Origin of the sequence: Kibdelosporangium philippinense, from assembly GCF_021390435.2 — a bacterium.
In the GTDB taxonomy this organism is placed as follows: Bacteria; Actinomycetota; Actinomycetes; order Mycobacteriales; family Pseudonocardiaceae; genus Kibdelosporangium; species Kibdelosporangium philippinense.
Genome location: NZ_JAJVCN010000001.1, coordinates 2,184,815 through 2,210,751, shown reverse-complemented (window position 1 = coordinate 2,210,751; position 25,937 = coordinate 2,184,815). Strand labels below are relative to the sequence as shown.

The 25,937-nt window shown below is 66.3% G+C and carries 22 protein-coding genes; 2 read left to right on the top strand and 20 right to left on the bottom strand.

Translation table 11 applies throughout. The annotated features are described in order from the left end of the window. Positions 1-86 precede the first annotated feature (86 nt). Genes dpgD through dpgA form a run of 4 tightly spaced genes read right to left on the bottom strand, consistent with a single transcriptional unit; the run spans position 87 to position 3,815 of the window. Positions 87-890, bottom strand: a complete 804-nt coding sequence (dpgD, locus tag LWC34_RS10060) for an enoyl-CoA-hydratase DpgD (RefSeq protein WP_233724728.1) — start codon at positions 888-890, stop codon at positions 87-89. Beyond that, positions 887-2,068: a (3,5-dihydroxyphenyl)acetyl-CoA 1,2-dioxygenase DpgC gene (gene dpgC, locus LWC34_RS10055; protein WP_308200004.1), complete on the bottom strand. Its 1,182-nt coding sequence runs from the start codon at positions 2,066-2,068 to the stop codon at positions 887-889. Before dpgC ends, dpgD begins: the two co-directional genes overlap by 4 nt. Further along, positions 2,065-2,703: an enoyl-CoA-hydratase DpgB gene (gene dpgB / locus LWC34_RS10050; RefSeq protein ID WP_233724727.1), complete on the bottom strand. Its 639-nt coding sequence runs from the start codon at positions 2,701-2,703 to the stop codon at positions 2,065-2,067. Before dpgB ends, dpgC begins: the two co-directional genes overlap by 4 nt. Positions 2,704-2,714: 11 nt before the next feature. Then, entirely contained in the window at positions 2,715-3,815 is a 1,101-nt protein-coding gene (gene dpgA / locus LWC34_RS10045) for a 3,5-dihydroxyphenylacetyl-CoA synthase DpgA (protein WP_233724726.1), read from the bottom strand. Between the two features lie 191 nt (positions 3,816-4,006). Between dpgA and LWC34_RS10040 the strand changes: the two genes are divergently transcribed. After that, complete coding sequence (locus LWC34_RS10040; RefSeq protein WP_233724725.1) at positions 4,007-5,143, top strand: glycosyltransferase; 1,137 nt, start codon at positions 4,007-4,009, stop codon at positions 5,141-5,143. Positions 5,144-5,195: 52 nt separating this feature from the next. On the opposite strand, the gene LWC34_RS10035 is transcribed toward LWC34_RS10040, so the two are convergent. The 9 genes from LWC34_RS10035 to LWC34_RS09995 all read right to left on the bottom strand — a co-directional run bounded on the left by LWC34_RS10035 (position 5,196) and on the right by LWC34_RS09995 (position 15,482). After that, positions 5,196-5,795, bottom strand: a complete 600-nt coding sequence (locus tag LWC34_RS10035) for a dTDP-4-dehydrorhamnose 3,5-epimerase family protein (protein WP_233724724.1) — start codon at positions 5,793-5,795, stop codon at positions 5,196-5,198. 15 nt (positions 5,796-5,810) lie between these two features. After that, on the bottom strand, positions 5,811-6,920 hold the full coding sequence (locus LWC34_RS10030) for a DegT/DnrJ/EryC1/StrS family aminotransferase (protein ID WP_233724723.1): 1,110 nt from the start codon (positions 6,918-6,920) through the stop codon (positions 5,811-5,813). Continuing rightward, positions 6,917-7,894, bottom strand: a complete 978-nt coding sequence (locus LWC34_RS10025) for an NAD-dependent epimerase/dehydratase family protein (RefSeq protein ID WP_233724722.1) — start codon at positions 7,892-7,894, stop codon at positions 6,917-6,919. Before LWC34_RS10025 ends, LWC34_RS10030 begins: the two co-directional genes overlap by 4 nt. 1 nt (position 7,895) lies before the next feature. Next, entirely contained in the window at positions 7,896-9,311 is a 1,416-nt protein-coding gene (locus LWC34_RS10020) for an NDP-hexose 2,3-dehydratase family protein (protein ID WP_233724721.1), read from the bottom strand. Next, a complete protein-coding gene (locus LWC34_RS10015) occupies positions 9,311-10,417 on the bottom strand; it encodes an alpha-hydroxy acid oxidase (RefSeq protein ID WP_233724720.1) in 1,107 nt (368 codons plus the stop codon). Before LWC34_RS10015 ends, LWC34_RS10020 begins: the two co-directional genes overlap by 1 nt. Next, a complete protein-coding gene (gene hppD / locus LWC34_RS10010) occupies positions 10,414-11,505 on the bottom strand; it encodes a 4-hydroxyphenylpyruvate dioxygenase (protein ID WP_233724719.1) in 1,092 nt (363 codons plus the stop codon). The genes LWC34_RS10015 and hppD overlap by 4 nt, the downstream gene beginning before the upstream one ends. 211 nt (positions 11,506-11,716) lie before the next feature. After that, the gene (locus LWC34_RS10005) at positions 11,717-12,907 is read right to left on the bottom strand and encodes a cytochrome P450 (protein WP_233724718.1); all 1,191 of its coding nucleotides are present in this window, start codon (positions 12,905-12,907) and stop codon (positions 11,717-11,719) included. 14 nt (positions 12,908-12,921) lie between these two features. After that, the gene (locus LWC34_RS10000; RefSeq protein WP_233724717.1) at positions 12,922-14,655 is read right to left on the bottom strand and encodes an amino acid adenylation domain-containing protein; all 1,734 of its coding nucleotides are present in this window, start codon (positions 14,653-14,655) and stop codon (positions 12,922-12,924) included. Continuing rightward, positions 14,652-15,482 (bottom strand): alpha/beta fold hydrolase, encoded by an 831-nt coding sequence (locus tag LWC34_RS09995; protein WP_233724716.1) that lies wholly within the window; start codon positions 15,480-15,482, stop codon positions 14,652-14,654. The genes LWC34_RS10000 and LWC34_RS09995 overlap by 4 nt, the downstream gene beginning before the upstream one ends. A gap of 222 nt (positions 15,483-15,704) precedes the next feature. On the opposite strand from LWC34_RS09995, the gene LWC34_RS09990 reads away from it, so the two are divergent. Next, positions 15,705-16,991, top strand: a complete 1,287-nt coding sequence (locus tag LWC34_RS09990) for an aminotransferase-like domain-containing protein (RefSeq protein ID WP_233724715.1) — start codon at positions 15,705-15,707, stop codon at positions 16,989-16,991. A gap of 51 nt (positions 16,992-17,042) precedes the next feature. Here LWC34_RS09990 and mpaM (LWC34_RS09985) read toward each other — a convergent pair whose 3' ends face one another. The 7 genes from mpaM (LWC34_RS09985) to LWC34_RS09955 form a co-directional block, all read right to left on the bottom strand. After that, the gene (gene mpaM / locus LWC34_RS09985) at positions 17,043-17,876 is read right to left on the bottom strand and encodes a daptide-type RiPP biosynthesis methyltransferase (protein ID WP_233724714.1); all 834 of its coding nucleotides are present in this window, start codon (positions 17,874-17,876) and stop codon (positions 17,043-17,045) included. A 61-nt stretch (positions 17,877-17,937) separates the two neighbouring features. Then, positions 17,938-18,762 (bottom strand): daptide-type RiPP biosynthesis methyltransferase, encoded by an 825-nt coding sequence (mpaM, locus tag LWC34_RS09980; RefSeq protein WP_233724713.1) that lies wholly within the window; start codon positions 18,760-18,762, stop codon positions 17,938-17,940. A gap of 152 nt (positions 18,763-18,914) precedes the next feature. After that, positions 18,915-20,660: an ArnT family glycosyltransferase gene (locus LWC34_RS09975; protein WP_233724712.1), complete on the bottom strand. Its 1,746-nt coding sequence runs from the start codon at positions 20,658-20,660 to the stop codon at positions 18,915-18,917. A gap of 23 nt (positions 20,661-20,683) precedes the next feature. Then, positions 20,684-22,399 (bottom strand): ArnT family glycosyltransferase, encoded by a 1,716-nt coding sequence (locus LWC34_RS09970; protein WP_233724711.1) that lies wholly within the window; start codon positions 22,397-22,399, stop codon positions 20,684-20,686. An 81-nt stretch (positions 22,400-22,480) separates the two neighbouring features. Beyond that, entirely contained in the window at positions 22,481-23,293 is an 813-nt protein-coding gene (locus LWC34_RS09965; RefSeq protein ID WP_233724710.1) for a PIG-L deacetylase family protein, read from the bottom strand. Positions 23,294-23,474: 181 nt separating this feature from the next. After that, entirely contained in the window at positions 23,475-24,698 is a 1,224-nt protein-coding gene (locus tag LWC34_RS09960) for a class I SAM-dependent methyltransferase (RefSeq protein ID WP_233724709.1), read from the bottom strand. Between the two features lie 8 nt (positions 24,699-24,706). Continuing rightward, positions 24,707-25,930, bottom strand: a complete 1,224-nt coding sequence (locus LWC34_RS09955; RefSeq protein WP_233724708.1) for a glycosyltransferase — start codon at positions 25,928-25,930, stop codon at positions 24,707-24,709. Positions 25,931-25,937: the final 7 nt, after the last annotated feature.

The following is a 25,937-nucleotide window of genomic DNA, read 5'->3' as shown; positions in this document are numbered from 1 at the left end:
GATATCCACGGTTTCTGCCCGCACCGGGCGGTAGGGAGTGCCGGGACTTCCAGACCCGGCCTGCGGTCAAAGCCTTGTATCCATTTTCACTCGTAACGGCCTGTCCAGACAGGATTTCGCTTCTCAGTAAAGGCTCGGACGCCCTCGACCGCGTCGCTGCTGCGCCTGCGGCGCTCCTCCCACACGTACGACGTGGTGAACGCCTCCTCGAGCGGGAGGTCGAGTGACCGAAGAACAGCCTCCTTGATCGCGCGCACCGACAGCGGCGCGGCGCGCACGAGGCTGTCGGTCCATTCGGCGACGCACTGATCCAATGAGTCCACCGGCACAACCTCGTTGACCAGACCGTATTGCAGCGCTGTCGCCGCATCCATCCGGCGCCCGGTCAGCAGGTAGCCCATCGCCACCTTCTGCGGCAGCTGACGCGGCAGCCGGAACACCCCGCCCGCCCCGGCGATCAGGCCGAGCTGGACTTCTGGCAGGGCGAATACCGCCTCCGACGAGGCAATAACGATGTCGCACGCCAGCGCCAGCTCGAAGCCGCCGCCCAGTGCGTAGCCGTGTACCCGGGCGACCACGGGCTTGGAGAGCGTGAAACGGTCGGTCAGCCGGGGATGGCCTGCCTGGCCCCGGCTGCCGAACGTCGACTCCGGCTCGCCCGAGGAGTTGCGCTGCGCGCGTTCCTTGAGGTCCTGGCCGACGGAGAACGCGCGGGTCCCGGCACCGGTCAGGACCACCGCCCTGACATCATCGTCGGCCTCGACGTCGTCCCAGATCTCGGCGAGTTCCGTGTGCATCTGGCGGTCCATCGCGTTGAGCACTTCGGGCCGATTCATCGTCACGTAGGCGACGTGGTCTCTCTTCGAGTACTGCACCCGTGCGTAGCTCATCCCGCTCCGAATCTGCCGACTTTGCTGATCACATCCTCACCGTAGATCCGGAGGGCCTGCTGCAAGGCGAACTCGGCCATGTACCGCCGGAACTCGTCGGGCGGCTCCTCGGCCAGATTCAGCATGCGCCGGTTGGCCCGGACCGCGTCCGCGTCGAGGCTGGCCAGCGCACGGGAGATCGCCACGTCCATCTCCCCCGGCGCCACCACCTCGTCCACAAGCAACCGCGCGTCCGGTTCGTCCGCCCGGATCTGACGGCCGCCCAGGATCACCTGCCGGGCCACGCGTGGCCCGGTGATCCGGCTGAGCCGGAAGTTCGACGCGCCGGGAATGATCCCTTCCTTCGCTGCGGGCAGGCTGAAGTACGCGTCGGACGCCGCCACCACATGGTCGAACACCAGCAGCAGTTGAGCCCCGCCGCCGATGGCGAACGAGTCCACAGCGGCCAGCCATGGCTTGTCGACGAACGGCGAATGCCACGAATCGCCCGTGAACACGCCACGGACGATCTTGTGGATGTAGCCGAGTTCCCGCCGCAGCAGGAAATCCACCAGCGGGATGTCGCCGGAGCTCAGCTTCTTGAGGTTGATGCCCGCGCAGAACACCCGGCGCCCCAGATACCGGGGATGAGTCATCTCTCCACCCCGGACCATCCCGACCCGGACGGATGGATCAAGCAGCGCCAGGTCGACGGCGGTCTCCATGTCGTCGACCTGCTCGACGTCCTCGGCGTTCAGGCAGTCGTCCCGGCACAGCGTCACATACGCGACGCCATCCCGGCGCTCCAGCCTGACCGCTTCCATCTGCACCACACCGGATTCGACGAACTCTGGCAGCAGCTGCAAAGCCCTGGTGGTGGGCCGGAGCATGGCGTCGAGCAGGTGCTGACCGGCCTTCGGGGCGCGCAGGATCCCGCGCAGGAAGATCCCCTGGTCGATCTCGCGGCCTGCCTTCTCCGCCTGTGGCCGCGAGCGCTCGGCCGCCATCTGCTCATCCGTGGGCACAAGGCCGGGATAAGCGACGGCGGCCGCTCGGACGAGCTCGTCGATACGCAGGTACTTGGCGCGGCCAGCGGTCAAGGAGTCGTAGATCTCCTCCGCGTGGGTCTGCACGTAGTCCATGCGCATCGCCCTGATCTCGTCATCGACTCGCTCGACCGACAATGAAACCGTTGTCACGACGCAGCTTCCCGCCGCAAGGCTCGGTCCGCCGCGGCCAGGTGAGCACCGAGCGCGTCCTCGAAGGCGGTCGACCCGGCCTCGAAGATCAGCTGACGGCGAATCGCGATCTCCGCGCCATCGATCGCACCGGCCGCCTCGGTCAACGAGGCCAAAGTCGCCGCCGGGTCGTCGGACACCTCGTCGATCAAGTTGAGCGCGAGCGCCCGGTCGGCCTCGATCGGGACGCCGAGCAGGACTGCCCGCCGGATGGCGGCCGCACCGGCCTGTTGGGTCAGCCGGTGCAGGGTCATCCCTGGCCACGTCGCGCCGCCAGCCCAGGACAGCAGCAACCGCGTCCCCGCGGCGGCAATCCGCACGTCGGCGGCGAGCAGCACGTCCAGCGCGGTTCCGGCGCAGTCGCCGGACGCCACCGCGACCGTGACCCGGTTGAGCCGTTCAAACCGGCGCACCGCGCGTTCCCACTTGGAGACCAAACCGACCGTCAGTCCCTCGGACCAGTCTGCCGACGGGACACCCGTGACGTGAATCGTGACGGGACCGGATTCCCGGTGGTCCTCGGCGCGGTCGCACAGGCTGACCAGTTCCTCGACCGACGTGGCCGACAGTGGCTGCGCGCCATCGAGTCGCAGCACCAGATCGCTATTTACCATTGGATGAGCGCCATTTCGATTGTGGAGCCAGGCCCCATGGTCATGAGTACGCCGTAGTCCCCCGGCTGAGTGACGCCTTCTTCGGCGAGCCGCTCGTAGGAGAAGAGGAACGATCCGCTGGAAAGGTTGCCGTAGTCGCGCAGCACACCGGTGGTGTGGCGGACGTCGTGCCTGCTCAGGCCGAGGTTGATCACGACGGCGTCAACCACCTTCTTGCCGCCGGAGTGCACGAGCCAGTGACTGATGTCGCTGCGTCGCAGGCCGGTTCCGGCCAGCAGCCGGTCGGCGACGATCTCGGCGTGCGCGCCGACCACGTACGGAATCTGTGGGTCGAGGAAGAAGCTGAACCGGTCCTGGTCGCGGTCCCAGTCGTACCGCATCGCCTCGATGGCGTCGGTGATGATGTAGCTCGCGAACTTCAGGACACGCGGGCCTTCCACCCGGCTGTCACCGGAAACGACTGCGAGGGCAGCGGATCCGTCACCGAACAGGCTGTTGACCACCGCGGTCCGCATCGTGCCGTCGAGGGCGTATGCGGCCGAACACGCCTCGCTGCACAGGACGACGCCGAGCTCACGCGGGTGCGCAGCGGACCATCCGGAGACCACGTTGAGCGCGTTCAGGCCCGCGTTGCAGCCCATGCCGACGACGTCGGAACGGCTGCAATGCGGGTCGATGCCCATCTCGCGGATGATCAGCGCGCTCAGACCGGGCGTCAGGAACCCCGTCGAGGTCACGCAGCACAGATGACGCAAGTCCGAAAGCGTTGCGCCCGCCGACTTCAGGCACTCCTCGAGCGCCCGGCACCCCATGTCGACGGCGAGTTTCTTGTGTTTGTCCAGTAGATCGCCCTGCGGTTCGGACGACCGTGCGCCGCTTGGGCTCTCTGGTGGCAGCGTGAGGAAACGCCGATCGATCGCGCTGTTGAGAAAGACCGACCGGATCTTGGGATCCTCGATGTCGAGGATTTCGAGCAGCTCGGACTGCGTGTAGGCCGTGTCGGACACGGCGGTCCCGACACCGGCGAACCGGGTGATCTCGGTCAGTCCGGTGAGGACGGACAAATCCTGGGCTGGTGCGACGTCCACAGTCATCGATACATCCACCCCCACGTCCTGAGTTTGCTACGGAGTAGCTGCTTGACTTGCGCAGCGTCCATCGGTCTCACCTTTCCCCAGTATGGGCAGACGGAGTGAACGTAACCTCGGTTGATCTCGGTGGTCCAGCTCGTCCAACGACCGCACGGACACCGGAAGTCCGCCCAGCTTATGGCTACTGTGGCCGCATGCGCCTGATATTCACGGCTCTGGGGGCCTACGGACATTCCTTCCCGCTCATCCCGCTCGCCGTCGCCGCGCGTGACGCCGGGCACGACGTCGCCTTCGCGACCGCAGCGGAATTCCTGCCGAACATCGAGAAAGCAGGCATCACCGGCATCCCGGTCGGGCTCACGCCGCAGCAGGCGTTCACCGAGCTGCTGAAGGGGGTCGACGGGGACCCGAGGGCGCTTCCGCAGAAGAAGCTGTTCAAGCTGCTTGGCCGGGTGTTCGGCGATGCCGTACCACGGGCCGTGGTTGCCGACCTTGAGCCGGTTTTCGCCGAGCGACGACCGGATCTCGTGGTCTACGAGGCGGCGAACGCGGGTGGGGCGTACGCGGCCAAGCGGGCCGGGATCCCTTGTATCAGCCACAACTTCGGCCGGATGGCGGACTACGACGCTGGCAAGGAAATCCGCGAGGAGATGCGGGCCACGGCCGCCGAGTTCGGTCTGGAAGGTGAGCTTGAGGCCCCGTTCGGCGACCCGATCGTCGACATCTGCCCGGAGTCGGTGCAATCACAGGAGTTCGTCGCCACGGCGAACCGGATCCCCTTGCGGCCGGTTGGTTGGAGCGTGCCGGGTGACCTGCCTGCCGGGATCGCTGATCGCGACCGGAGCCGTCCGCTGGCGTACGTGACGCTGGGCACTCAGTACGGCAACAGCGACGTATTGGTCAAGGCGACCATCGGCCTCGCCGCGCTCGACCTCGACGTGCTGGTCGCCACCGGACCGTTCGTCGAGGCCGAGTTGCTTGGCGAGGTGCCGTCGAACGTGCGGCTCGAAACGTGGGTCCCGCAAAGGGAACTGTTGCCCCACGTGGATATCGTCGTGCACCACGGCGGAAGCGGGACGATGCTGGGCGCGTTCGGCGCCGGTCTCCCCCAGCTGTTCCTGCCGCAAGGCGCCGACCATTCAACCAACGCCGAGGCGTCTGTCAAGGCCGGTGTCGCCACCCAGCTCGTCGAGGACTTCACGGCCGACGACATCACCGAGCAGGCCCGTTTCCTGTTGGCGGACACCGCAGTGCGGGACGCTGCCCGTGCCCTTGCCACCGAGGTCGCCGCCATGCCAAGCCCCGCCGAGGTCGTCACCAGCCTCAAATGACCTCGTGAGTGGTTATCCGTGTTCTAACCCGGATAACCACTCACGAGGGTTTTCAAAGGTGGCGCTCGATTTCCTGGCTCTTGGCGTAGTCCGGCAGCAGACCTTGCTCCTGTGCTTCGGCGAGGGTGATGGCCACCTGGTCGCGTTCGGAAAGGATCGGCTCGACGCCACTGGTCTCGATCGGCAGCCCCAACGCGGGATCCAAGGGGGACAGCGCGAGTTCGTCCTTCGCCACATAGGTCCCCGAGATCATGTACGACATGACCGTGTCGTCCTCAAGCGCGATGAACGCGTGGCCGACGCCGACCGGGAAGTACAACGCCCGGTGGTCCTGCTGGTCCATCAGCACCGAGTCCCACTGCCCGAACGTCGGTGAGCCGACCCGGATGTCGATCACGATGTCCAACGCCTTACCGCGGGCACAGTAGACGTACTTGGCGACACCCGGCGGCGTCGCGGTGTAGTGCACGCCCCGCACCACGCCACGCTTGGACACGCTGTGGTTCGTCTGTGCCACACGGAAAAGCGGGCTGCCATGAGCCTCGACGAAGGCCGCTTCCTGGTACGGCGAGAGGAACGCCCCCCGGTCGTCGGGAAAGACGCGAGGAGTGAACTCGATCGCGCCTTCGACAGCCAGTTTGCGTGCTTGCACAGCTGCTCCTGGGTTCTAGAGGGTGGACAGGACTTCGCGGACCGCGTGGATCATCTTGTCCTGCAGGTCCGGCGAGAGCGCTGGATACATCGGCAGCGAGAAGATCTCCTTGGCGAGCCGCTCGGTCACCGGCAACGAGCCCTCAGCGTAGCCAAGCTTGGCGAACCCGGTCATGGTGTGCACCGGCCACGGGTAGCTGATGTTCAGGTGAATGTCGTACGCCTTGAGGCGCTCAAGGATGTCGTCGCGCCGCGGGTGACGCACCACGTAGACGTAGTACACGTGCGAGTTGCCTGGCACGGTCTGCGGCAGCTTCAGCTCGGTGTCGCCGAGTCCGTCGACATAGCGCTGCGCGATGGCCTGACGGCCAGCGATGTAGGTGTCCAACCGCTTGAGCTTGCGCCGCAGGATTTCAGCCTGTACCTCGTCAAGACGGCTGTTGTGGGCGGGCGTTTCCAGCGTGTAGTAGGTCGTGTCCATGCCGTAGTACCGCAACCGCCGCAGCTTGTGATCAACGGCTTCGTCGGACGTGATGGTCGCGCCGCCGTCGCCGTACGCGCCGAGCACCTTGGTCGGGTAGAAGGAGAACGCGGCCGCGTTACCGGTCGAACCCGCGATCACACCGTCCTGCTTGGCCCCGTGAGCCTGAGCGCAGTCCTCCAAAATGGACAGCCCGTGCTTCGCGGCGAGTTCCTTCAGCGGAGCCATGTTCACGCACTGACCGTACAAGTGCACAGGCAGCAGGCACTTGGTGCGGTCGGTGATCGCGGCCTCGACCTGGCTGGTGTCCATCAGGAAGTCGTCCTCGCGGATGTCGACGAAGACCGGCGTCGCACCCGTGCCGTCGATGGCGACCACGGTCGGAGCCGCGGTGTTCGACACCGTGATCACCTCGTCGCCCGGTCCGACGCCAAGCGCCTGCAGGCCAAGCTTGATCGCGTTCGTTCCGTTGTCGACGCCGACACAGTGCGAAACCCCGTGGTACGCGGCGAATTCCGACTCGAAGCCGCGCACGCTCGCGCCGAGCACGAGCTGGCCCGAATCGAAGACCGTCTCGACCGCGTCAAGCAGGTCGGTCCGCTCGGCCTGGTATTCGGTCAGGTAATCCCATACACGCGTGGTCATCCGCGAGCCTTTCCATGAACTGGTGTCGTCAATGCGGCGACAGTGCGACGCACTCCTTCGGACAGCGAAATCTCTGGGCGCCAGCCGGTGAGCGCCCGGAACGGCGTCGAATCGATGGTGACGCTGCGCAGATCGATCTCAGGCGCGTGCGACGGCGGTTCCACGCATGTCACGTCGACAGGGGGCTGTCCGGTGTGCTCGGCGACTTCGTCTGCCACGAGCCGGAAAACCTCGCCGAGCTGGTCGCCTCGGCCTGCGCCGAGCGGCCAGTGGCCGCCAACAAGGGAATCCGGGTTGGCCAGTGCAGCCGTGAACGCTGTCGCGACGTCCTCGACGTGCAGCAGATCGCGTCGAACGGTTCCGTCGCCCCACACAGTCAGTGGCTGGCCGTCGATGGCTCGCCGTGCCATGAAGGACACGACACCACGGTCGTGGTTCGCGCCTTCTGCTGTGGTCTCACCGAATACCGTGGGCAGACGCAGGCTGATGCCGCGCACCAGACCATCGGCTGTGGCCTTCTTGAGGATCAGTTCCGCCGCCAGCTTCTGCTGGTCGTACGGAGTCGCCGGGTTGTCGGGCTCGCTGCCGTCAATCGGTTCCCGGGGTGGCACACCGGCCTGCGAGGCGGCACCGGCGTACACGATCAACGGGGGCGTCCCGCTGTCGCTGCCGATGATGTCGATGAGGTCCCGCATGACGCCCACGTTCACACGTTCGGCTTCCTCGGTCTCGGCCACGCGCCATCCGCCGTCCGACAACAGCAGGGACACGACCGCGTCCGATCCCTTGACTGCGTTGGCGAGCGCGGCACGGTCGGTGAGGTCAGCGGAGATGACGGTTGTCTCGGCTTGGCCAGGCGCGAGCGTGAACTGCCTGCGCGCCACTGCTCGCAGCCGGATTGGCTGTTGTGCCAGTGCGCGCGTGACAGCCGAGCCGACGAAGCCCGACGCGCCGAGGACCGTGATCAGCTTCATGTCAGGCAACTCCTTGTGGCTGTGCCGACGCGGCGTTGATACAAGCGAGAAGCGTACGGGCCTCGACGTTGACGTAGTGCCCGTGCCGGGTGAGCGCGGTGAGCTGTGCGGGCGTCACCCAGGCGTAGCCAGGAGGTGGTTCGACCGTTTCGTCCGCTTCGACCGCGAGATATCGGGCCCTGGCGTTGAGGAAACGGCCGCCTTCCTCGGAATGGATTGCCTCGTAACGGATCCGTGACCGTGGCGCGTCCACGACGAAGTCCAGGAAGGGCGGACGGCTCTCCGCGGGCAGGTGCGCGTAGTTGCGGGGCGTGCACTGGACGGTCGGCGCCAACTCGACCGTGTCGAGGAAACCGCCATCAGCGCGGGCATGCACCAGAACGTGCGGCACGCCGTCGATGTCGCGAATGAGGAACGCGACGACACCAAGACCGACGGATTCGAGCAACGGCTGGGTCCAGGCGACCTTCTCGCGGTTGCTGCCTTTCACCCCTACCGCAACGACTTTGAAGTAACGGCCGTCCTCGTGCTCGATCGCCTCAACGCCTTGCTTCCAGCCGCAGACGTCCGTGAGCGGAATGCGGCGGGCACGCACATCGTGGCGCGAACGCTCGTTGGTGAACCACGACAGCAGCTGGATATCGGAGAACAGCGCGCCCGGAGCCGTGTCGTGGTAAGGCAAACACGCCAGCACGCTCCTGGCGTTCATGTTGATCGTCTCGTCCTCGTGCATCAGCTCCGCGATCTGCCCGAGCGTGAGCCAGCAGAAGTCGTCCCACATCGGCACGTCGTCGCGGGTCTCGACGATCATGTTGCGATTGGACTTGTGGAAGAACCACGATCCTTGCTCTGCCTGGAGAACGTCGACGATCACGCCGTCGGGTTCCGGCGGCGCGAAGTACTCGATCAGCTTCACGTTCGTGCCGCCGTGTGCCTTGGTGTAGTTGCTGCGGGTGGCCTGCACGGTCGGCGAGAGCTGTACGAGGTTGGGGTTGCCCGGCTCCATCTTGGCCTGCATCAGGAAATGCAGCACGCCGTCGAACTCCTTGGCCAGGATGCCGAGGATGCCCACTTCGGGCTGCTTGATGACCGGCTGCTGCCATTCCCGGTACGGACCGTCGCCGTGCGGACCATCGTGTTCGATCACGTGCAGGCCCTCGATGGTGAAGAACCGGCCGCTGCGGTGCACGAGATTGCCCGTCACACCTTCGAACCACCACTGGTCCAGGTCGGCGAACGGGATGCGTTCGACATGGAAGACGTTGGCATCACGGCGTTCGGCGATCCACGCGCGGACGTCCTCGGTCCGCATGTGCACGCCGTCGGTGGTCGCGGCCGACAAGGCGATCCGGTCCGCGTGGTCGCGGTGATCACGAGGGCGCAGCGTGGTGGGTAATGAATCGACGTAGGACGACATCAAACAACCCCCAGTTGATTGGTCATCGGGATCCCGCCGCCAACGGTCCTCGTGTCCAGCCGACGGGCCGCGCTCACCGATTCACAGCCCGCAAGCCCCATGGCGTCTCGGAGTTCGGTGGCGAGCAGGTCGAGCACCTGCCGGGCGCCGTCCTGGCCCGCCGCGGCCAGCCCCCACATCACGGGCCGCCCGACCAGCACAGCCGACGCGCCAAGGGCGGTCGCCTTCATGACGTCACCGCCGTTGCGGATTCCCCCGTCCAGCAACACCTCGCAGCCGCCGGACACCGCCGCGGCGATCTCGCCGAGCATCTCGATGCCTGGTACTGCACCGTCCAACTGACGACCTCCGTGGTTGGACACCACGATTCCGCTGACACCCGCGTCGACCGCGCGACGGGCATCCTCGACCGCGAGGATCCCCTTGAGCACCACCGGCAAATCCGTGTGCGCGCGGACAGCTTCCACGGATTCCCAAGTGGCCGCGGCGAATTCGCGCGCGGTGTGGTCAGCGACGGCCGAAACCCCTTGGGTACGGCGGTGTGCGGCCGCTCCAGCGTCGAAGTTGGCCGCCGTCACCCACTCCGGCAACGCGAAGCCGTTGCGCATGTCACGCAGCCGCCGTCCCATCCACGGCACGTCGACGGTAAACACGATCGCCTCGCAGCCCGCGTCTTCCGCGCGGCGGACCAGTTCCAGGGAACGTTTCTCGTCGCGCAGCCAGTACAACTGGAACCACGGCCGTCCGCCGACGGCCGCGATCTGTTCAAGCGCAACACTGCTCAACGTGCAGATGGTGTACGGCACACCGGCGTCACGAGCTGCCCGAGCCGCCGCGAGCTCGCCATCGGGGTGGAACAAGCGCTGATACGCGACCGGCGCGACCGCCATCGGCAGCGCGGCGCGCCGGCCGAGAATCTCGACCTCGGTGGTGGTGTCCGTCAGGTCACGCAGCATCCGGGGGATCACGAAGATCCGCTCGAGCGCGGTGCGGTTGGCCCCCAGAGACGCTTCCGCACCGCTGCCCCCAGCGAGGAAGTCCCAGATCTCGCCCCGCAGGACGTCCCGTGCGGCGTGTTCGAGGTCAGTCAGGCAGACGTACGTCATCGACGAGCGGCGCCGAATTCGCTCTGCCCAGTGCGTTCCAGCTCAACGGCCTCGTACAGGGCCTTGATGTTGGAACTGCCGAAGGTGCCTGCGCCCTGTCGCTCGATGACCTCGAAGAAGATGGTGTGCCGAGGGTGCGTGGACGCGGTGAAGATCTGGAACAGCTGGCCGCCGTGGTCCTCGTCGGCGAGCACGTTGGTCGCGCGCAGGTCGTCGAGGGTGTGCGTCGCCAGCTCGATCCGCTCGCCGAGCAGGTCGTAGTAGGCCCCAGGAGTCTTCAGGAACGCAACGCCACGCTCGGACAGCGCCTTGACCGCGCGGACCGCGTCATCGCTGTTGAAGGCGATGTGCTGAACACCCGCGCCCTGGTGTCCCTTGAGGAACTCGTCGATCTGGCCGGGGTCGGCGTTGCGGTCCGGCTCGATCAGGGTGAGGGTGACCGCTCCGGTCGTGCTCTGCACGACAGTCGAGTTCATCGCCTGTGCGCCGACCACGATGTGCTCGTCGAAGATCTGCTGGAAGCCGAGTGCCTGCTTGTAGTACTCCACGGTCGGGTCGAGATCACCCGCGTTGAGGCAGATCGCGAAGTGGTCGATGCCGAGCAGGTCGACATCTCCCCTGCCGTGGTTGGTCACCTCCAGCGAGCCGGTGAAGCCCGGCGGCATCTGGGGTGCCGATCCGTCGCGCTGGATCAGGGTGTGCACGACATCGCCGAAACCGCCGATGGTGGCCGTGACGATCGCTTCCTCCGAGTGCTGGCCCGGCTCCCGGATGGCTTCCGCACCCGCCTGCACCGCGGCCTTGTACGCGGCCGACACGTCCGGAGTGCTCAAGGCGATGTCGGCGACGCCGTCACCGTGGGTCTGGAGGTACGCCGCCGCCGGATGACGGTCCGACGTGGGCTCGGTCAGGACCAGCGTGACCTGCCCCTGCCGTAACGCGACGCTCCGGTGGTCAGCCGACCGGCTGGTACCGGCGACAGCGAAGGCGTACTTGTCCACCCAGCCGAACGCGGCGACCTCGAGATTTTCAACATACATTTCCACATAGTCGATCTGGAAATTCTGGACAGTCGATCCCGCAGTCAAGGTATTTCCTCCGTGAAATAGATGTCCTGCTGATAAACAGGATGGCGGCAAGCCAATTTCGCATCAATGGTTGTCAGCTTGACACCGCACGGGCAAGGACAAGCCACTTGGCCTGGCCAGACACACCGCGTGGAGTGCCCGAAAAGGCCGAGCTCAGTTCACCCACGGCCATAACCGAGGGTGTACGGCAAATCAGCCGGGTATTCCCGCGTCACCGCCCCGTGAATCGCACTGGCAGCGCTCGATAGCCCTGCACGACGATCGCGCGCAGCCACTCCGGCTCGCTCAGCACCTCGACCCGCGACACCCGCTCCGCAAGAACCTGCACCAGGACCGAGAGCTCGATCCGGGCGAGCGCGGAGCCGAGGCAGTGATGCATGCCGTGGCCGAACGTGATGTGCCGGTTGGGTTTCCGGCCGGGCAGGAACGTGTCGGGGTCGTCGAACTCGGCCGGATCCCGGTTCGCCGCGGGCAACCACGCGACCACCGGTGTGCCGGCCGGCAGGTCCTGGCCGTTGATCGTGACGTCCTCGGTGGACACCCGCAGGACGTGCATCGCGGGCGATGTCCAGCGCAGCAACTCCTCCACGACGGCGTCGACGTCCGCGCTCCCGTCCTGCAGCCCGGTCAGCAAGCCGGGAACCGTGGCGAGCACGTGCACCGCGCCGGTGATCGCGTGCCGCGTGGTCTCGTTGCCGCCGATCAACACGTTGTCGCAGTTGAGCAATACGTCGTCGATCGACAGGGCGTCATCGGTCACCAACGCGCTGACGAGATCGTCAGCGGGACGTTCGCGGCGCGCGGTGATCAGCTCGTCGAAGTACACGAGGATCTCGGTGTGCGCCTGGCGTGGCGTCATCCCGTCGAACAGCTCGTCCTCGCCGCCGAACGCGTGATTGGTCAGCTCGATGAGCATGTCCTCGTCCTGCGCGGGCACACCGAGGATCTCGCACACGACCGCGGCGGGAATACGCGGACCGATCGCCGTGGCAGCGTCCAACACTGCGCCATCGAGCACTTGGTCAAGCACTCCGTTGACCTCGGTACGCACCCGCTCGGAGAGCTTTCGCGCCGCGGCCCTGGACAACAACGGCCCGACCAGCCTGCGCAACTTGCGGTGCTGCTCCTGCTCGGAGACCACCATCATCTGACCGCCCGACTGGTCAGGGTGGTCACGGTCGAAGCCGATCATCATCCCGTACTCGGAGGTGAACGGCGCCGATGGCGCGAGGACCGCGGCGCAGGCCCGGTGCGAGAACACCGACCAGAAGCCGGAGGGCGAGGTGCCCGGCTCACTCCACACCATCGCGTCCTGCGCGGCGAGCTCACGCCAGCGGGCGTGCCGGTCCAGGCTCGTGTACAGATCCGGATTACCAAGATCGACGGCTGTCGTCGTCCGCATGAAGGGTCTCCCGGTCAGCTCGATGCGCCGTCGAGCACGGTGGCCAGCTGTGCCACGGTCGGCGCGTTGAAGAAGGCCTGCACCCGCAGCCGGACTTTCAGGCTTTCGCGGATACGGGCGACGAGACGGGTCGCGAGCAGCGAGTGGCCGCCGATGTCGAAGAAGCTGTCGTCGACGCCGACACTGCTGACGCCGAGCACCTCGGCGAACAACCCGGCCAGCAGGACTTCCGTCGGCGTGCTGGGCGCGCGCCCGGACGTCACACGCTCGGCGCCCTCCCGATCGGGATCGGGCAGCGCGGCCCGGTCGATCTTGCCGTTCGGCGAGGTCGGCAGCCGCGGCAAGCTGACGACCACGTCAGGTACGAGGTAGCCGGGCAGCCGCTTTCGCAGCGGTGGCAACAGGTCTTCGGCTGCCACCCGTTCGCCTCCGACGCCGACCACGTAGGCGATGAGCCTGTTGTCGTGCTCGGTCACCACGGCCTGGGCCACGTCATCCACCGCGAGCAGCGCGGACTCGACTTCGCCTGGCTCGATGCGATGACCACGAACCTTCAGCTGGTCGTCGACGCGGCCGACGAAGACGAGCTGGCCGTCCGAACCCGCCCAGACGCGGTCGCCGGTGCGGTACATGCGCTCCCCCGGACCGCCAAAGGGATTCGGCAGGAACCGCTCGGCTGTCGCGGCCGGTCGACGCAGGTATCCACGGGCGAGGCCGGGGCCGGTCATGTACAGCTCGCCGACGTCGCCTTCCGGGACGGGTTGCAGCCGGTCGTCCAGGATGTACGTGCTCACGCTGGTGATCGGCCTGCCGATCGGTGGCGTGCCTTCGCCGGTCAGCGGGTCGCTCGCGGTGACCGCGACCGTGGCCTCGGTCGGACCGTAGGCGTTGATCATCACGCGGTCGCGCGCCCAGCTCTTCGCGACAGGCGCCGGGCAGGCCTCGCCCGCGACCAGGAGCGTCAGTCCTGGCGGCAGGCCACCGCCTTCCTCGAGCGGTGCCAGCGCGGACGGCGGCAGCGTGATGTGGGTGATGCCCTGGTCGCGGACCAGCCGGGCCAGTGGCTCGCCGGGAATCAGGTCGGACGCGGCCGCAAGCACCAAGCAGCCACCGGCCAGCCAGATCGGCCAGAACTCGGCGACGGCCGCGTCGAAACTCGGGGACGCGAAGGCGAGCAACCTGCTGTCCGGCACCAGGTTCTGGCGACGCACGTAGTCGTCAGCCAGGTTCGGGATGCCGCGGTGCGTGACCAGCACGCCTTTCGGCTGCCCGGTCGAGCCGGACGTGTAGATGACGTACGCGGGATGGTTGGCCAGCAACGGGCTGAGCCGGTCCTGGTCGGTCAGGTTCGGCGCCGACCCGCCCGGCTGCCGTTGCACACTCATCACGACCGGCGCACCGGCAACGTCCTGCCCAGGCATGGCCAGCAGGCAATGCGCCGCGGTGTCATCGAGCATGTGCCGCCTGCGATCCGCCGGATAGTCCGGGTCGACGGGCACGTACGCGGCGCCTGCCTTGTGCACGGCCAGAATCGCGATGACGAACTCGATCGACCGTGGCATCGCCAGTGCGACGAGTTTCTCCGGGCCGACCCCGTGCTCGACGAGCCTGTGGGCGAGGAGATTGGCCTCACCGTTCAGCTCGGCGTAGGTCAGCGTGGTCGCCCCCATCGCCACGGCCGGTCGGTCCGGCACCTTGGCGGTGGTTGCCTCGAATAACGCGGGCGCAGTGGATGCCTCGCCGGTCATGCGGTCTCCTCCAGTCGCGCGGCGGACTCGGCGCGGAGGAACCGGATCAGCTCACGGTTCACCGCTTCCGGGTTCTCCAAGTAGCCGAAGTGCCCGCAACCGGGGATGGTGCGGTGCGTGGCGCCGGGAATCGCGGCGGCGAGCTCGCGTCCGGCGGCCTGCGGCGCCACGAGGTCATGCTCGAACGAGACGACGTGGCAGGGCACCTTGATCGAACGGTAGGCGTCGAGACGGTCGGGCAACGCGCTCAGCCGCAGCTGCGCCCGGACGCCGGGGCCCCAGTTGTCGGCCGCCTCGAACAGGTCGAGCCAGTCCCCGGTGAGGTCGTCGTCGGCGAGCGTCGCGGGCCCGAGGTTGTGCATGGCACGAACCGCGGGAAGGAAACCCGGCGGCAGCTCGGTGCCCAGTTCGATCAGCTTCGCCTCGCCCTCCGCGAGCACCCGCTGGACGAGGCTGCTTTTGCCGCAGGCCGCCATCAGCACGACCGCGTCAAGCAGCTCCGGGTGCTTGAGTGCCAGCTCCTGCGCGATGTACGAGCCCATCGACGTGCCGACCACGCGGCACGGCGCCACATCGAGGTGCTCGATCAGGGCGGCCACGTCGGCGACAAGGTCCTCGATGGTGAACCCGTCCGCGCCTTCGTCACTCGGCGGGATGCCACGGTTGTCCATGGTGATCACCCGGAACCCGGCGGCGCGCAGCGCGGGCACCTGATGCAGGTCCCACACCGAGCTCGGCGCTCCGGTCCCGGTGAGCAACAGGACAGGCGGGCCGTCGCCATGGTCGTGATACGACAACCGGATCCCGGTCTCAGTTGTCATCAGCATGAACGTCCTCCGTCGCCCACCACGCGTACACGGGCGCGCGGCGACGAGTTCTTGTTTCCCCTCAATGGTTGTGCCCTTCCCCAGGTGCTGTGGCGCACTCGCCTGACCGTACCCGCAGAGATCGAGTGTCTGGCGTAATTGACGATGGACAGTGGAAATCGGCGAGAATCGCGTCAACCGGCCGCACTTGACACGGCGACGGCAGCTGGAATCCTACTATTCATGGATTCATACGGTCTGTCCACCCAATTGAGCATGGAAACGCTACACGGATCGCTGAACGATCCGGCCATCTCATCGATGAACCTGCTGAACGAGTTGATCGAGGAATATCCGGTAGCCATTTCCATGGCGGCTGGCCGTCCGTATGAAGAATTCTTCGACGTGCAGCTCATTCATCAGTACATCGACGCGTACTGCGACCATCTGCGGCGTGATCGGAAACTGGACGAAGCGGTGGTCACCCGCACGCTGTTCCAATACGGCACCACGAAGGGCGTGATCGCCGATCTGATCGCCCGCAACCTCGCCGAGGACGAGAACATCAACGCCGCTCCTGAGTCCGTGGTGGTCACGGTTGGCGCTCAGGAAGCCATGTTCCTGATCCTGCGCACACTGCGCGCGAACGAGAACGACGTGCTGCTCGCGCCCGCCCCCACGTACGTCGGGCTGACCGGGGCGGCGCTGCTGACCGACACGCCCGTCTGGCCGGTCCGGTCGACCGAGAACGGCATCGACCCCGAAGACCTTGTGCTGCAGTTGAAACGGGCTTCGGACCAGGGCAAGCGGGTCCGGGCCTGTTACGTGACACCGAACTTCGCCAACCCGACCGGCACAAGCATGGACCTGCCCGCCCGCCACCGGCTGCTGGAAGTCGCCGAGGCCAACGGCATTCTGCTGCTGGAGGACAACGCGTACGGGCTTTTCGGAACTGAGCGTCTGCCCACACTGAAGGCACTCGACCGGTCGGGAAGCGTGGTCTACATCGGTTCCTTCGCCAAGACCGGCATGCCTGGCGCTCGCGTCGGCTACGCGGTGGCGGATCAGCAGGTGGCCGGGGGTGGCCTGCTCGCCGACCAGCTCTCGAAGCTCAAGGGCATGCTCACGGTGAACACCTCCCCCATCGCGCAGGCCGTGATCGCCGGGAAGCTGCTGCTCAACGACTTCAGCCTGACCAAGGCCAACGCCCGTGAGATCGCCATCTACCAGCGCAACCTCCAGCTCACGCTCGGCGAACTGTCCCGCAGGCTCGGCGGCCTCGACGGGGTCAGCTGGAACACGCCGACAGGCGGGTTCTTCGTCACCGTGACCGTGCCGTTCACTGTGGACGATGAGCTGCTGGCCACTGCCGCGCGCGACCACGGCGTGCTGTTCACCCCGATGCATCACTTCTTCGGTGGCAAGGGCGGATTCAACCAGCTCCGGCTGTCGATCAGCCTGCTCACGCCCGACCTGATCGAAGAGGGCGTCTCCCGGCTGGCCAAGCTCGTCACCGCGCGCCTTCCCTGAAGCCATTGGGAAAACCTCAGCGGCGATCATCTCGCTGAGGTTTTCCATGTGTCAGGCGGGCACCGACGCCTTGAGCAGCAGCACGTCCTGCGGCAGCTTCCCGGCGAAGTGCTGCACGGTGACGTCGAATCCGGCCGCTTCGCATTCCCGCACAATCCGGTCCATGTTGGGAATCCGCATGCGGTGCGTGCAGATGAGGAACGGGTCAGCGGTTTCGTCGGCGGGGTAGATGGTGATGTCGTGCACCTCTTCGTCCCCAGGGAACCAACGTTGGTGGTGCAGCACATACTCCCGGCCGCTCGCACCGGTCAAGTCCTGGAAGCGCTCAAGCGGCTCGTCCTTGTTGGGATTCTGCTGGCCGACGCCGACCAGGAACTGCCCGCCTGGCGCGAGATGCTTGCGAACCGAGGCGTACAGGCCGGCCCGGCCCTCGTCGTCAAGGACAGCGATCGTGCCAGGGCTGATGATCACCGCGCGGAACTGCTGGTCGAACGCGAAGTCGGCCATGTCGCCGACCACCGCGGTGCACCGAGCCTGGACCTCAGCAGGCGCCTCAGCCAACCGCTTGCTCAGTGTGGCAACCATTTTGGCCGAAAGTTCAAGAGCGGTGATCTCAAGACCGAGATCCAGCAACGGGAAAGTCAGGCGTCCCGCGCCAGCGGCCAGCTCAAGCACCGGTGCCGATCCAGCGGGAATGTGGTTGGCGAACTCCTGCGCCTCGGAGATGGCGCCAGTGTCCTCGCCCTCATCGTCCATGATGTCCCGATAGATTTCCGCGGCGGTCTCGCTGTAGTAGTCGCACAGAATGCCTCGCTCGCCCGCCGAGGCCAGCAAAACATCCGCGCGAGTGGTCCGCACCGCGTCCTGCGCCAATTGATCACTCATGCGGGCAAGAATACGGACCGAGATTTGGTGCGGGAACTCTCCGAAGATGGACGAGTTTCCCTCAGCCGCGGACCACTGCCTCAAGCAACAACACGCCTTCGGCACCTGGCGACGAGAACGGAGTCCGTGCGATCACATCGAATCCGGCCTGTTCGAGTTCCCGTACGACCTGATCTTGTTTGAGCAGCCTTACCCGGTTCGTGCAGACAAGGAAAGGGGCAGCGGTTTCGTCGGCGGGATAGATGGTGATCTCGTGGATCTCCTCAGTGGGAGACTGCCGTGCGTGCAGTACGTACCGGCGTCCACTCCTCCCTGGCAACTCCTGCTGGCGCTCAACAGCGTCTTGCTCGACAGCCTCAGAGATGGCCACACCGAGGAGGAATCGCCCCTCTGGCGCGAGGTGGTCACGCACCGACGCGTAGACGCCGGGCCGGTCGGCGTCGTCAAGGACGTTGATCGAACCTGAGCTGATCATGACTGTTCCGAAGAGCGTGTCCAAAGAGAAGGCCGACATGTCCCCGTGCACAACGGTGCACCTCTTTTGGATTTCCGTTGGCGCTTCTGCCAAACGTTTCTGCAAGCCGCCGAGCATCGCGGCCGACAATTCGAGAGCGGTGACTTCAAGGCCAAGATCAAGGAGAGGAAACGTGAGACGGCCCGTTCCCGCGGCCAACTCCAGCACCGGTCCCGCCTCGGGGCGAATGTGCGTGGCGTACTCTCCGGCTTCCGGACTGCCGTCCTTGTCGCCATCCCCCATGATGTCCTGATAAATGTCCGCGGCGGTCTCGCTGTAGAAGTCGCACAGAACGCCCCGCTCGCCCGCCGAGGCCAGCAAAACATTCGCGCGAGTGGTCCGCACCGCCGCACGCGCCATTTGATCAGTCATGCGGGCCAGAATACGGGCAGACATTAGGCACCGGAACGATCAGACGATGGACGACACCGGCTGAGTCACCGGCATGCCCCTGGTCGGACCTCGTGAGTGGTTAGGCGGGTTAGAACACGCATAACCACTCACGAGGAATTGGCCAATCCGGCTCAGCCTCCTGGGCCTAGCTCGCCCGGGCCTGGCGCACCGCCTCCTGGGCCTGGCATCCCTCCCTCGCCGCCGGGACCTGGCATACCGCCTTCGCCGCCGACTGGCATTTCGCCTGATTCCGGTCCACCCGGGATCTTGCCCGACTCCGGTCCGGCATTGGCGTCGTAGGAGGCGCCAGCGTAGTCAGGATCAAGCACGGAGAAGGCATACGTGGCAGGCGCGGCCAGAATGGACGCGACACCAATCGCAAGCGCGGCCGTGACCAGGCTGCTGGAGGCGTTCTTGAGCACACGCACCAGAACCAGCGCGACAACGGCGACCGCGCCGAGCGCGATCACGCTCCACATCGCCCACGGCAGGAAGTTGGGGTAGTGAGACCAAAGCCAAGCGCCCCAGGCCAGTTCGGCCGCGGCCACGCCCGGCAGTAGCCATGCCTGCCTGCCGACGCGCCGATACGACTGCCAGAACATCACAATGCCCAGGGCGGAGAGAGCGGCGACCGCGGGCGCGAGTGACGCCACGTACGCGGTGTGCGGAACCTCGCCAGCACTGAAGATCAGCCCGAAAGTCAGCAGCCACACGCCCCACATCACCAGCCCGCCACGCACCGGGTCAGTGCGCTCGGACCTGCGCCACCACCAAAGCCCGCATACCAGGGTCATCAACACGAGCGGGAACAGCCAGCCGACCGCGATGGCGAGGTGGCCGTCGAACAGCTTGCCCCACTCCTTCGGGCTCTCCCGGCTCTCTGCCTTCGTCGGGTCCTCCCACGGGTTTCCCCTGATGGTGGGAATGATGTCGACCATCGGAGGCGGCGGCACGTTGGGGTCCAGCACCGGAACGTCGGTCTCGCTGACCACCCTCGCTCCCGGTAGGTTGATGCCCAGACGCGCGAGACCGTTGTACCCGAACACCATGGCGAAGGCGCTGTTGTTCGTGCTGCCGTCGACGTAGGGCCGTTCGCTGGCAGGGGTGAAGGTGTAGAGCGCGACCCACGACAGCGACACCGCCAAGGTCACCACGCCTGCGACCGCCACATGCTTCACCCGGCGGCGCACTTCGATCGGGGCGCTCAACAGATAGCCGACCACAAGCGCAGGCAGAATCATCCACGCCTGCAACATTTTTGCCTGGAAGCCGATCCCGACCCACACACCGGCCCATACCAACGACCGCAGCCGTCCGTCCAGCACAGCCCGCTGATACTGGTCAACCGCCAACACCAAGCACATCGTCAGGAACCCGTCGTGCATGCTGTGCCCGAACATCGACGCGGCAACCGGGGTCAAGGTGAAAATCCCCGCCGCGATCAAGCCGGGAGTCACACCTGCCCATCGCCGCACGACCCGGTACATCACCAGTACCGAGATCACACCCTCGATCACCTGCGGCAGTGCCAATGACCACTCGCTGTACCCGAAGATCTTGGCCGAGATGACCTGCGGCACAAAGGATCCGGCCAGCTTGTCCAGCGTGTACGTCGCCGCCGGGTCAATGGCGCCGTACAAGAACGCCTTCCAGCTTCCGGACATGCTCCTGACGGCTTCCGAGTACAGCGGCGCGTAGTCGACCACCGGCAGGTTCCAGGCATAAAGCACAAGGGCGACCAACGCGATACCCAGCAACGCGGGCCGGGCCCACGGAGGCTGACCAGCCGGCGAACGCCAGAACGCCCAGCGGTTGGTTTTGCCTTCGGGTAAGGGTTCCTGGGACGGTGACGGTAAATGGGTGAGTGTTGCGGACACTCCGGTACCTCCGGGCGTGATATTCATCGGATGATCACTCGCCCTGATGCCGGTCCGGCGTTGGCGTCAAAGGAGTTGCCGGCGTAATCGGGGTCAAGTACGGAGAAGGCATACGTGGCAGGCGCGGCCAATATGGCTACGACGCCGATGGCGAGTCCGGCCGTGACCAAGGCGGGAGAAGCGGACCTGATCACTCGCGCCAGAACCAGCGCGACGAGGGCCACTGCGCCCAGCGCGAGCGTGCCCCATTTCGCCCACGGCAGGAAATCGGGGTAATGGGACCACAACCAGGCGCCCCAAGCTAGTTCGGCCACGACCGCGAGCGGCAGTATCCAGGCCTGCCTGCCGCCTCGCCGATACGACCGCCAGAACATCACAATGCCCAGAGCGGAGAGAGCGGCGACCGCGGGCGCGAGTGACGCCACGTACGCGGTGTGCGCGACTTCGGCAGCGCTGAAGACAAGGCCGAAGGTCACCAGCCACACGCCCCACATCACCAGCCCGCCACGCACCGGGTCAGTGCGTTCGGCCCGGCGCCACCACAAGAGCCCGCACAGCAGGGTCAGCAGCGTGAGCGGGAACAGCCAGGCGATCGCTACACCAAGGTGGCCGTCGAGCAGCTTGGCCCATCCCGTGGGACTCTCCCGGCTCTCCACTTTCGACGGGTCTTCATCGAAGGGCCCACCCGGCCCCATCCCCGGCCCCATCCCCGGCCCCATCCCCGGCCCCATCCCGGGTCCGCCTTCCTGACCCGGCCCACCCTCTTGACCCGGCCCACCTTCCTGACCCGGGCCGCCGAGTTCACCCGCTTCTCGACCTGAACCGCCGAGCGGACCGCCCGCCTGGTCACCGGGAACGGCGCCGGGCAGGTCGATGCCCAGACGCCCGAGACCGTTGTACCCGAACACCATGGCGAAGGCGCTGTTGTTCGTGGTGCGGCTGATGTAGGGCCGGTCGCTGGCTGGGGTGAAGGTGTAAAGCGCGACCCACGACAGCGACACCGCCAACATCACCACACCGGCGACCGCCACATGCTTCATCCGACGACGCATCTCGATCGGCGCGGTCAACAAGTAACCGACGACCAGAGCGGGCAGGATCATCCACGCCTGCAACATCTTGGCCTGGAAGCCGAGCCCGACCCACACACCGGCCCATACCAACGACCGCAGCCGTCCGTCCAGCACAGCCCGCTGATACTGGTCAACCGCCAACACCAAGCACATCGTCAGGAACCCGTCGTGCATGCTGTGCCCGAACATCGACGCGGCAACCGGGGTCAAAGTGAAAATCCCCGCCGCGAGCAGACCGGGAACCACACCCGCCCATCGCCGCACGACCCGGTACATCACCAGTACCGAGATCACACCCTCGATCACCTGCGGCAGTGCCAGCGACCACTCGCTGTACCCGAAGATCTTCGCCGAAATCACCTGCGGCACAAAGGATCCGGCCAGCTTGTCCAGCGTGTACGTCGCCGCCGGATCGACCGCGCCGTACAAGAACGCCTTCCAACTCCCGGACATGCTCCTGACGGCATCCGAGTACAGCGGCGCGTAATCGACCACCGGCAAGTTCCACGCGTAAAGCACCACCGCGACCAACGCGATACCCAGCAACGCGGGCCGGGCCCACGGAGGCTGACCAGCCGGCGAACGCCAGAACGCCCAGCGGTTGGATCTGCCTTCTCCCACCGGGTCTTGGTGCGGCGACGGCAGATGAGTGAGTGTTGCGGACACTCCGGTACCTCCGGGCGTGATACTGCTTCGGTTGTGTGTGTTCAAAGACCGTCGGCTCGCGCGAATGTGAACGTGAACTTGTCAGTCGCGGAGAACCGGCCAGGTCGTTTCGCTGTATCCGCCATCGGGTGAGTTTTTCCGAGCATGCGCGTCCAGTTGAGCGAACAAATCCTTGTCCGGCCCGGTGAGCATCAACATCTGCGACGGATAGAGCTTCAGCGCCTCGAACTTCCGCGTCCGCGCCGTCGGCTTGACGGAACTGAAATCGGGCGGACCGAGCCGGAAGCCCTGAGGCAGTTCAGCCGCCCCCCTCCCAAAGGTCGCGTGCGGAAGGTCTTCCCAAAGCCGCACCGGAATACCCTTGTCGTGTGCGACGATCAGCGCGGCATCCCGCGCGATCTCGTTGTCGATGTGACTGCTGATCGCCGCGCACGTGACGATCAGCGTCGGGTCGTACTCGTCGACAACCGACTTGATGTCATCCCGGACCGCGGCGAAGAGCTCCGGATCGTCCTGTGGCGATTGCTTGCTGATCGCCAGCTTCTGGCGACCTGCCACGTTGTCGGCCAGCCACCGGCCGTCCGGCCGCTTGCGGTAGATGGAATCAAGGAACCGGCCATGCCGGTAACCGACTCCCAGGTGATCGAGCGCGGCGATGTCTTCGTTTCGGCGCTGCAGCGGTGCGTCCTGGTCCGGCGAGAAGCCCCAGATCGAGTGCATCCGCTCAGCCGCGGGAGAGTAAGGGGCCGCCGCCGTACCGGCGAATACCGTATAGACGGTCACCTTCACACCGTCCTGCGCCGCCTGGGCGAGGCCGGCTCCGAAAGACAGAGCCGCGTCGTCCAAATGAGCGGAAATTGCCAGCAGGCGGGTCGCGTCAGGGTCTGAAGACATAGCGCTCACTTTGACGACAGCGGTGCCACGTTACAACGGGTGAAGTCTGGACATACCAGCACATCTTCACGGCTCGGGCCCGCCGGCACACTCCGAAGACGTGCAGCTGCCCCGCGCCCCGAATGCGGCATTGGCGGCGTGCGACACCACCAATGCGGCATTGAGGCACATCATTGGCACGTCAGATCACGTGCACATCCGGCACGTACAGGATCCATTTCCCACCGGCATCGCGGAAAGCCTGCTCCGCGTTCATGATCTCGTCGGCGTGGTTCCAGGCGTACAGCAGTGCGTAGTCCGGGTAGTTGTCCGCGAACTGCTTGTGCTCGTGGACCGGGATGTGCTGTCCGGGGCTGAGCTTGCCCTGCTTGGCCGGTGTGGTGTCGGAGATGAACTGCACCAGATCCGGAGTGATGCCACAGAAGTTGTTCACGGTGGCGCCCTTGGCCGTCGCGCCGTAGCCGACGACGCGTTTGCCCGCGTCACGAAGCTTGGTCAGCAGCGCGATCAGGTCTTCCTTGTTCTTCTTCACCTTGGTGGCAAAGCGTTCCAGCGTGGCGTACTCCGACAGCTCGCGCTCGGCTTCCCACGCGAGGAGCTCGGCCACGGCGTTGGTCGGCTTACGGGCGCCAGTGAGTGCGAGGGTGTAACGCACCTCGCCGCCGTGCACCGGAATGCGCTCGACGTCCACGAGCTCAAGGCCGTGGCGGCGAGCCATCTCCTGGACCGAGCGGGCCGTGAAGAAGAAGAAATGCTCGTCGTAGATCTGGTCGAACGACGTGCGCTCCACGATGTCACCGAGGTACGGGTCCTCGAACACGAACACGCCGTTCGGGCCGAGCAGCGTGTTGACGCCCTTCAGGATCGAGTCCATGTAAGGGATGTGGCAGAGGGTGTTGGCCGCGTAGATCACGTCGGCGGGGCGCTCGTTCGCGCGGATGTCGGCCGCCGTGGCCTCTTCGAAGAAGTCCTTGCGGACGCGGATTCCCTTGGCCGCAGCCAGATCCGCGACGCCAGACGGATCGACGCCGAGGTGGCGCACGCCCGCCTCGGCCACTGCCTTGAGCATGATGCCGTCGTTGCTGCCGAGCTCGACGATGAACGCGTCCTCGCCGGTCAGCTCGGTGGCCAGGAACCGCTTGGCCAGTTCCTCGAAATGCGTGCGCATGTACGCCGAACCGGAGGACAGGTACGGGTATGCCTCGTGGAACATCCGGTCCCTCGGGACCTCTTCCATCAGCTGCACCATCGTGCAGGTGTCGCAGATCCCGGTGGCCAGCCGGAAGAAGAACTCTTCCTGGGTGTCGCCGGGAACGACGAACGCGTCCGAGAGCGGCTGGCGCCCGAAGTCGATGAACTCTCTGACCGTGCCCGCACAGATCCGGCACTGGGTCGTGGTCGACATGAAGTCTCCTATGTGCTTGTCGTCAACAGGGTTGTGGCGCGGGCAAGTAGCAACTCCGCTGCCACCGCTGCCCCATCAGTGCGGATCTGGCCGGCCACGGCCGTCGCTCGCGTGTGGACTTCCGGGGCCAAGGCGATGGCGAGGGCGGCCGACAAGGAATCAAAGGTCGGGATCGACACGTCGTGTGCCGCACCGACGCCCAACTCGGCGACCCGCTCGGCGAAGTGCGGCTGGTCCCCTGACTGAGGTATCACGATCTGCGGGACGCCCGCCCGCGTGGCAATGTGGACGGTGCCCGCGCTGCCGTGGTGGATGGCCACGGCCACCCGGCCGAACAGCGCCTGAAGATTCACCTCGTCGACGGCGAACAAGTCGTCCCGGTCGTCGGGCAGGTCCAGTTCGGCCCAGCCGCGGGAGAGGATCACCCTGCGCCCCTGGGCACGGACCGCTTCGATGGCTGCCAGGGCGGCGTCATCGGTGCCGAGCCCGGACGAGCTGCCGAAACCCACGTACACCGGCGGTGACCCGGCAGCCAGAAACTCCTCCAGCTCAGCGGAAAGCGGCCGCGAGTCCGGCAGGATCCACACACCGGTCTGCACCGCGTCGAGATCGTTGGGCTGCAGCGGGGCCAGGACCGGGTCGGTCGCCAGCCAGGGCTGATCGGCGTGGCCGTAGTCGAAGACATTCGCCACCGGTGGCAGGCCGATCGCGGCCCGCTGGTCGTTGATCATCTCCCCGAAACCCTCGCAGAACCGGCGGCTGCGCTGGTCCCACAACGTCCGGTTGTCCACGCCCGGTTCGGTCTGCTCGTCCAGGGGCGGCGGATAGTGCGACGACGGCAGGTAAGGCTGGCTGCAGGCGGAGTAGACGTAGGGAATGCCCAGCTTCTCGGCAACCGACCGCACGGCGATGGCGGCGGCCAGCTCGCCGGTCGCCACCGCCGCGTCACATCCCTCGGCGGCCGCCAGGACCTGGTCGAACTGCAGGGCGATCGCCTCGGCCGCGAACCGGCGCCCCTCCTCGGGCGACGGCGGCGGCATCCCTTCCTTGAGCATCACGCGCTCTTTCGGGCCGACCGGCACCAGCGGGACGCCGACCTCGGCGCACCGCTCCGCGGAGTCGGCGGGTGCGCACATCCGCACGTCCACACCGAGGTCCTGCAACTGGACGGCAAGTGCCAGCAGCGGCTCGACATCTCCGCGGCTGCCGGACGTCGACAACAACACACGCATCACGTAT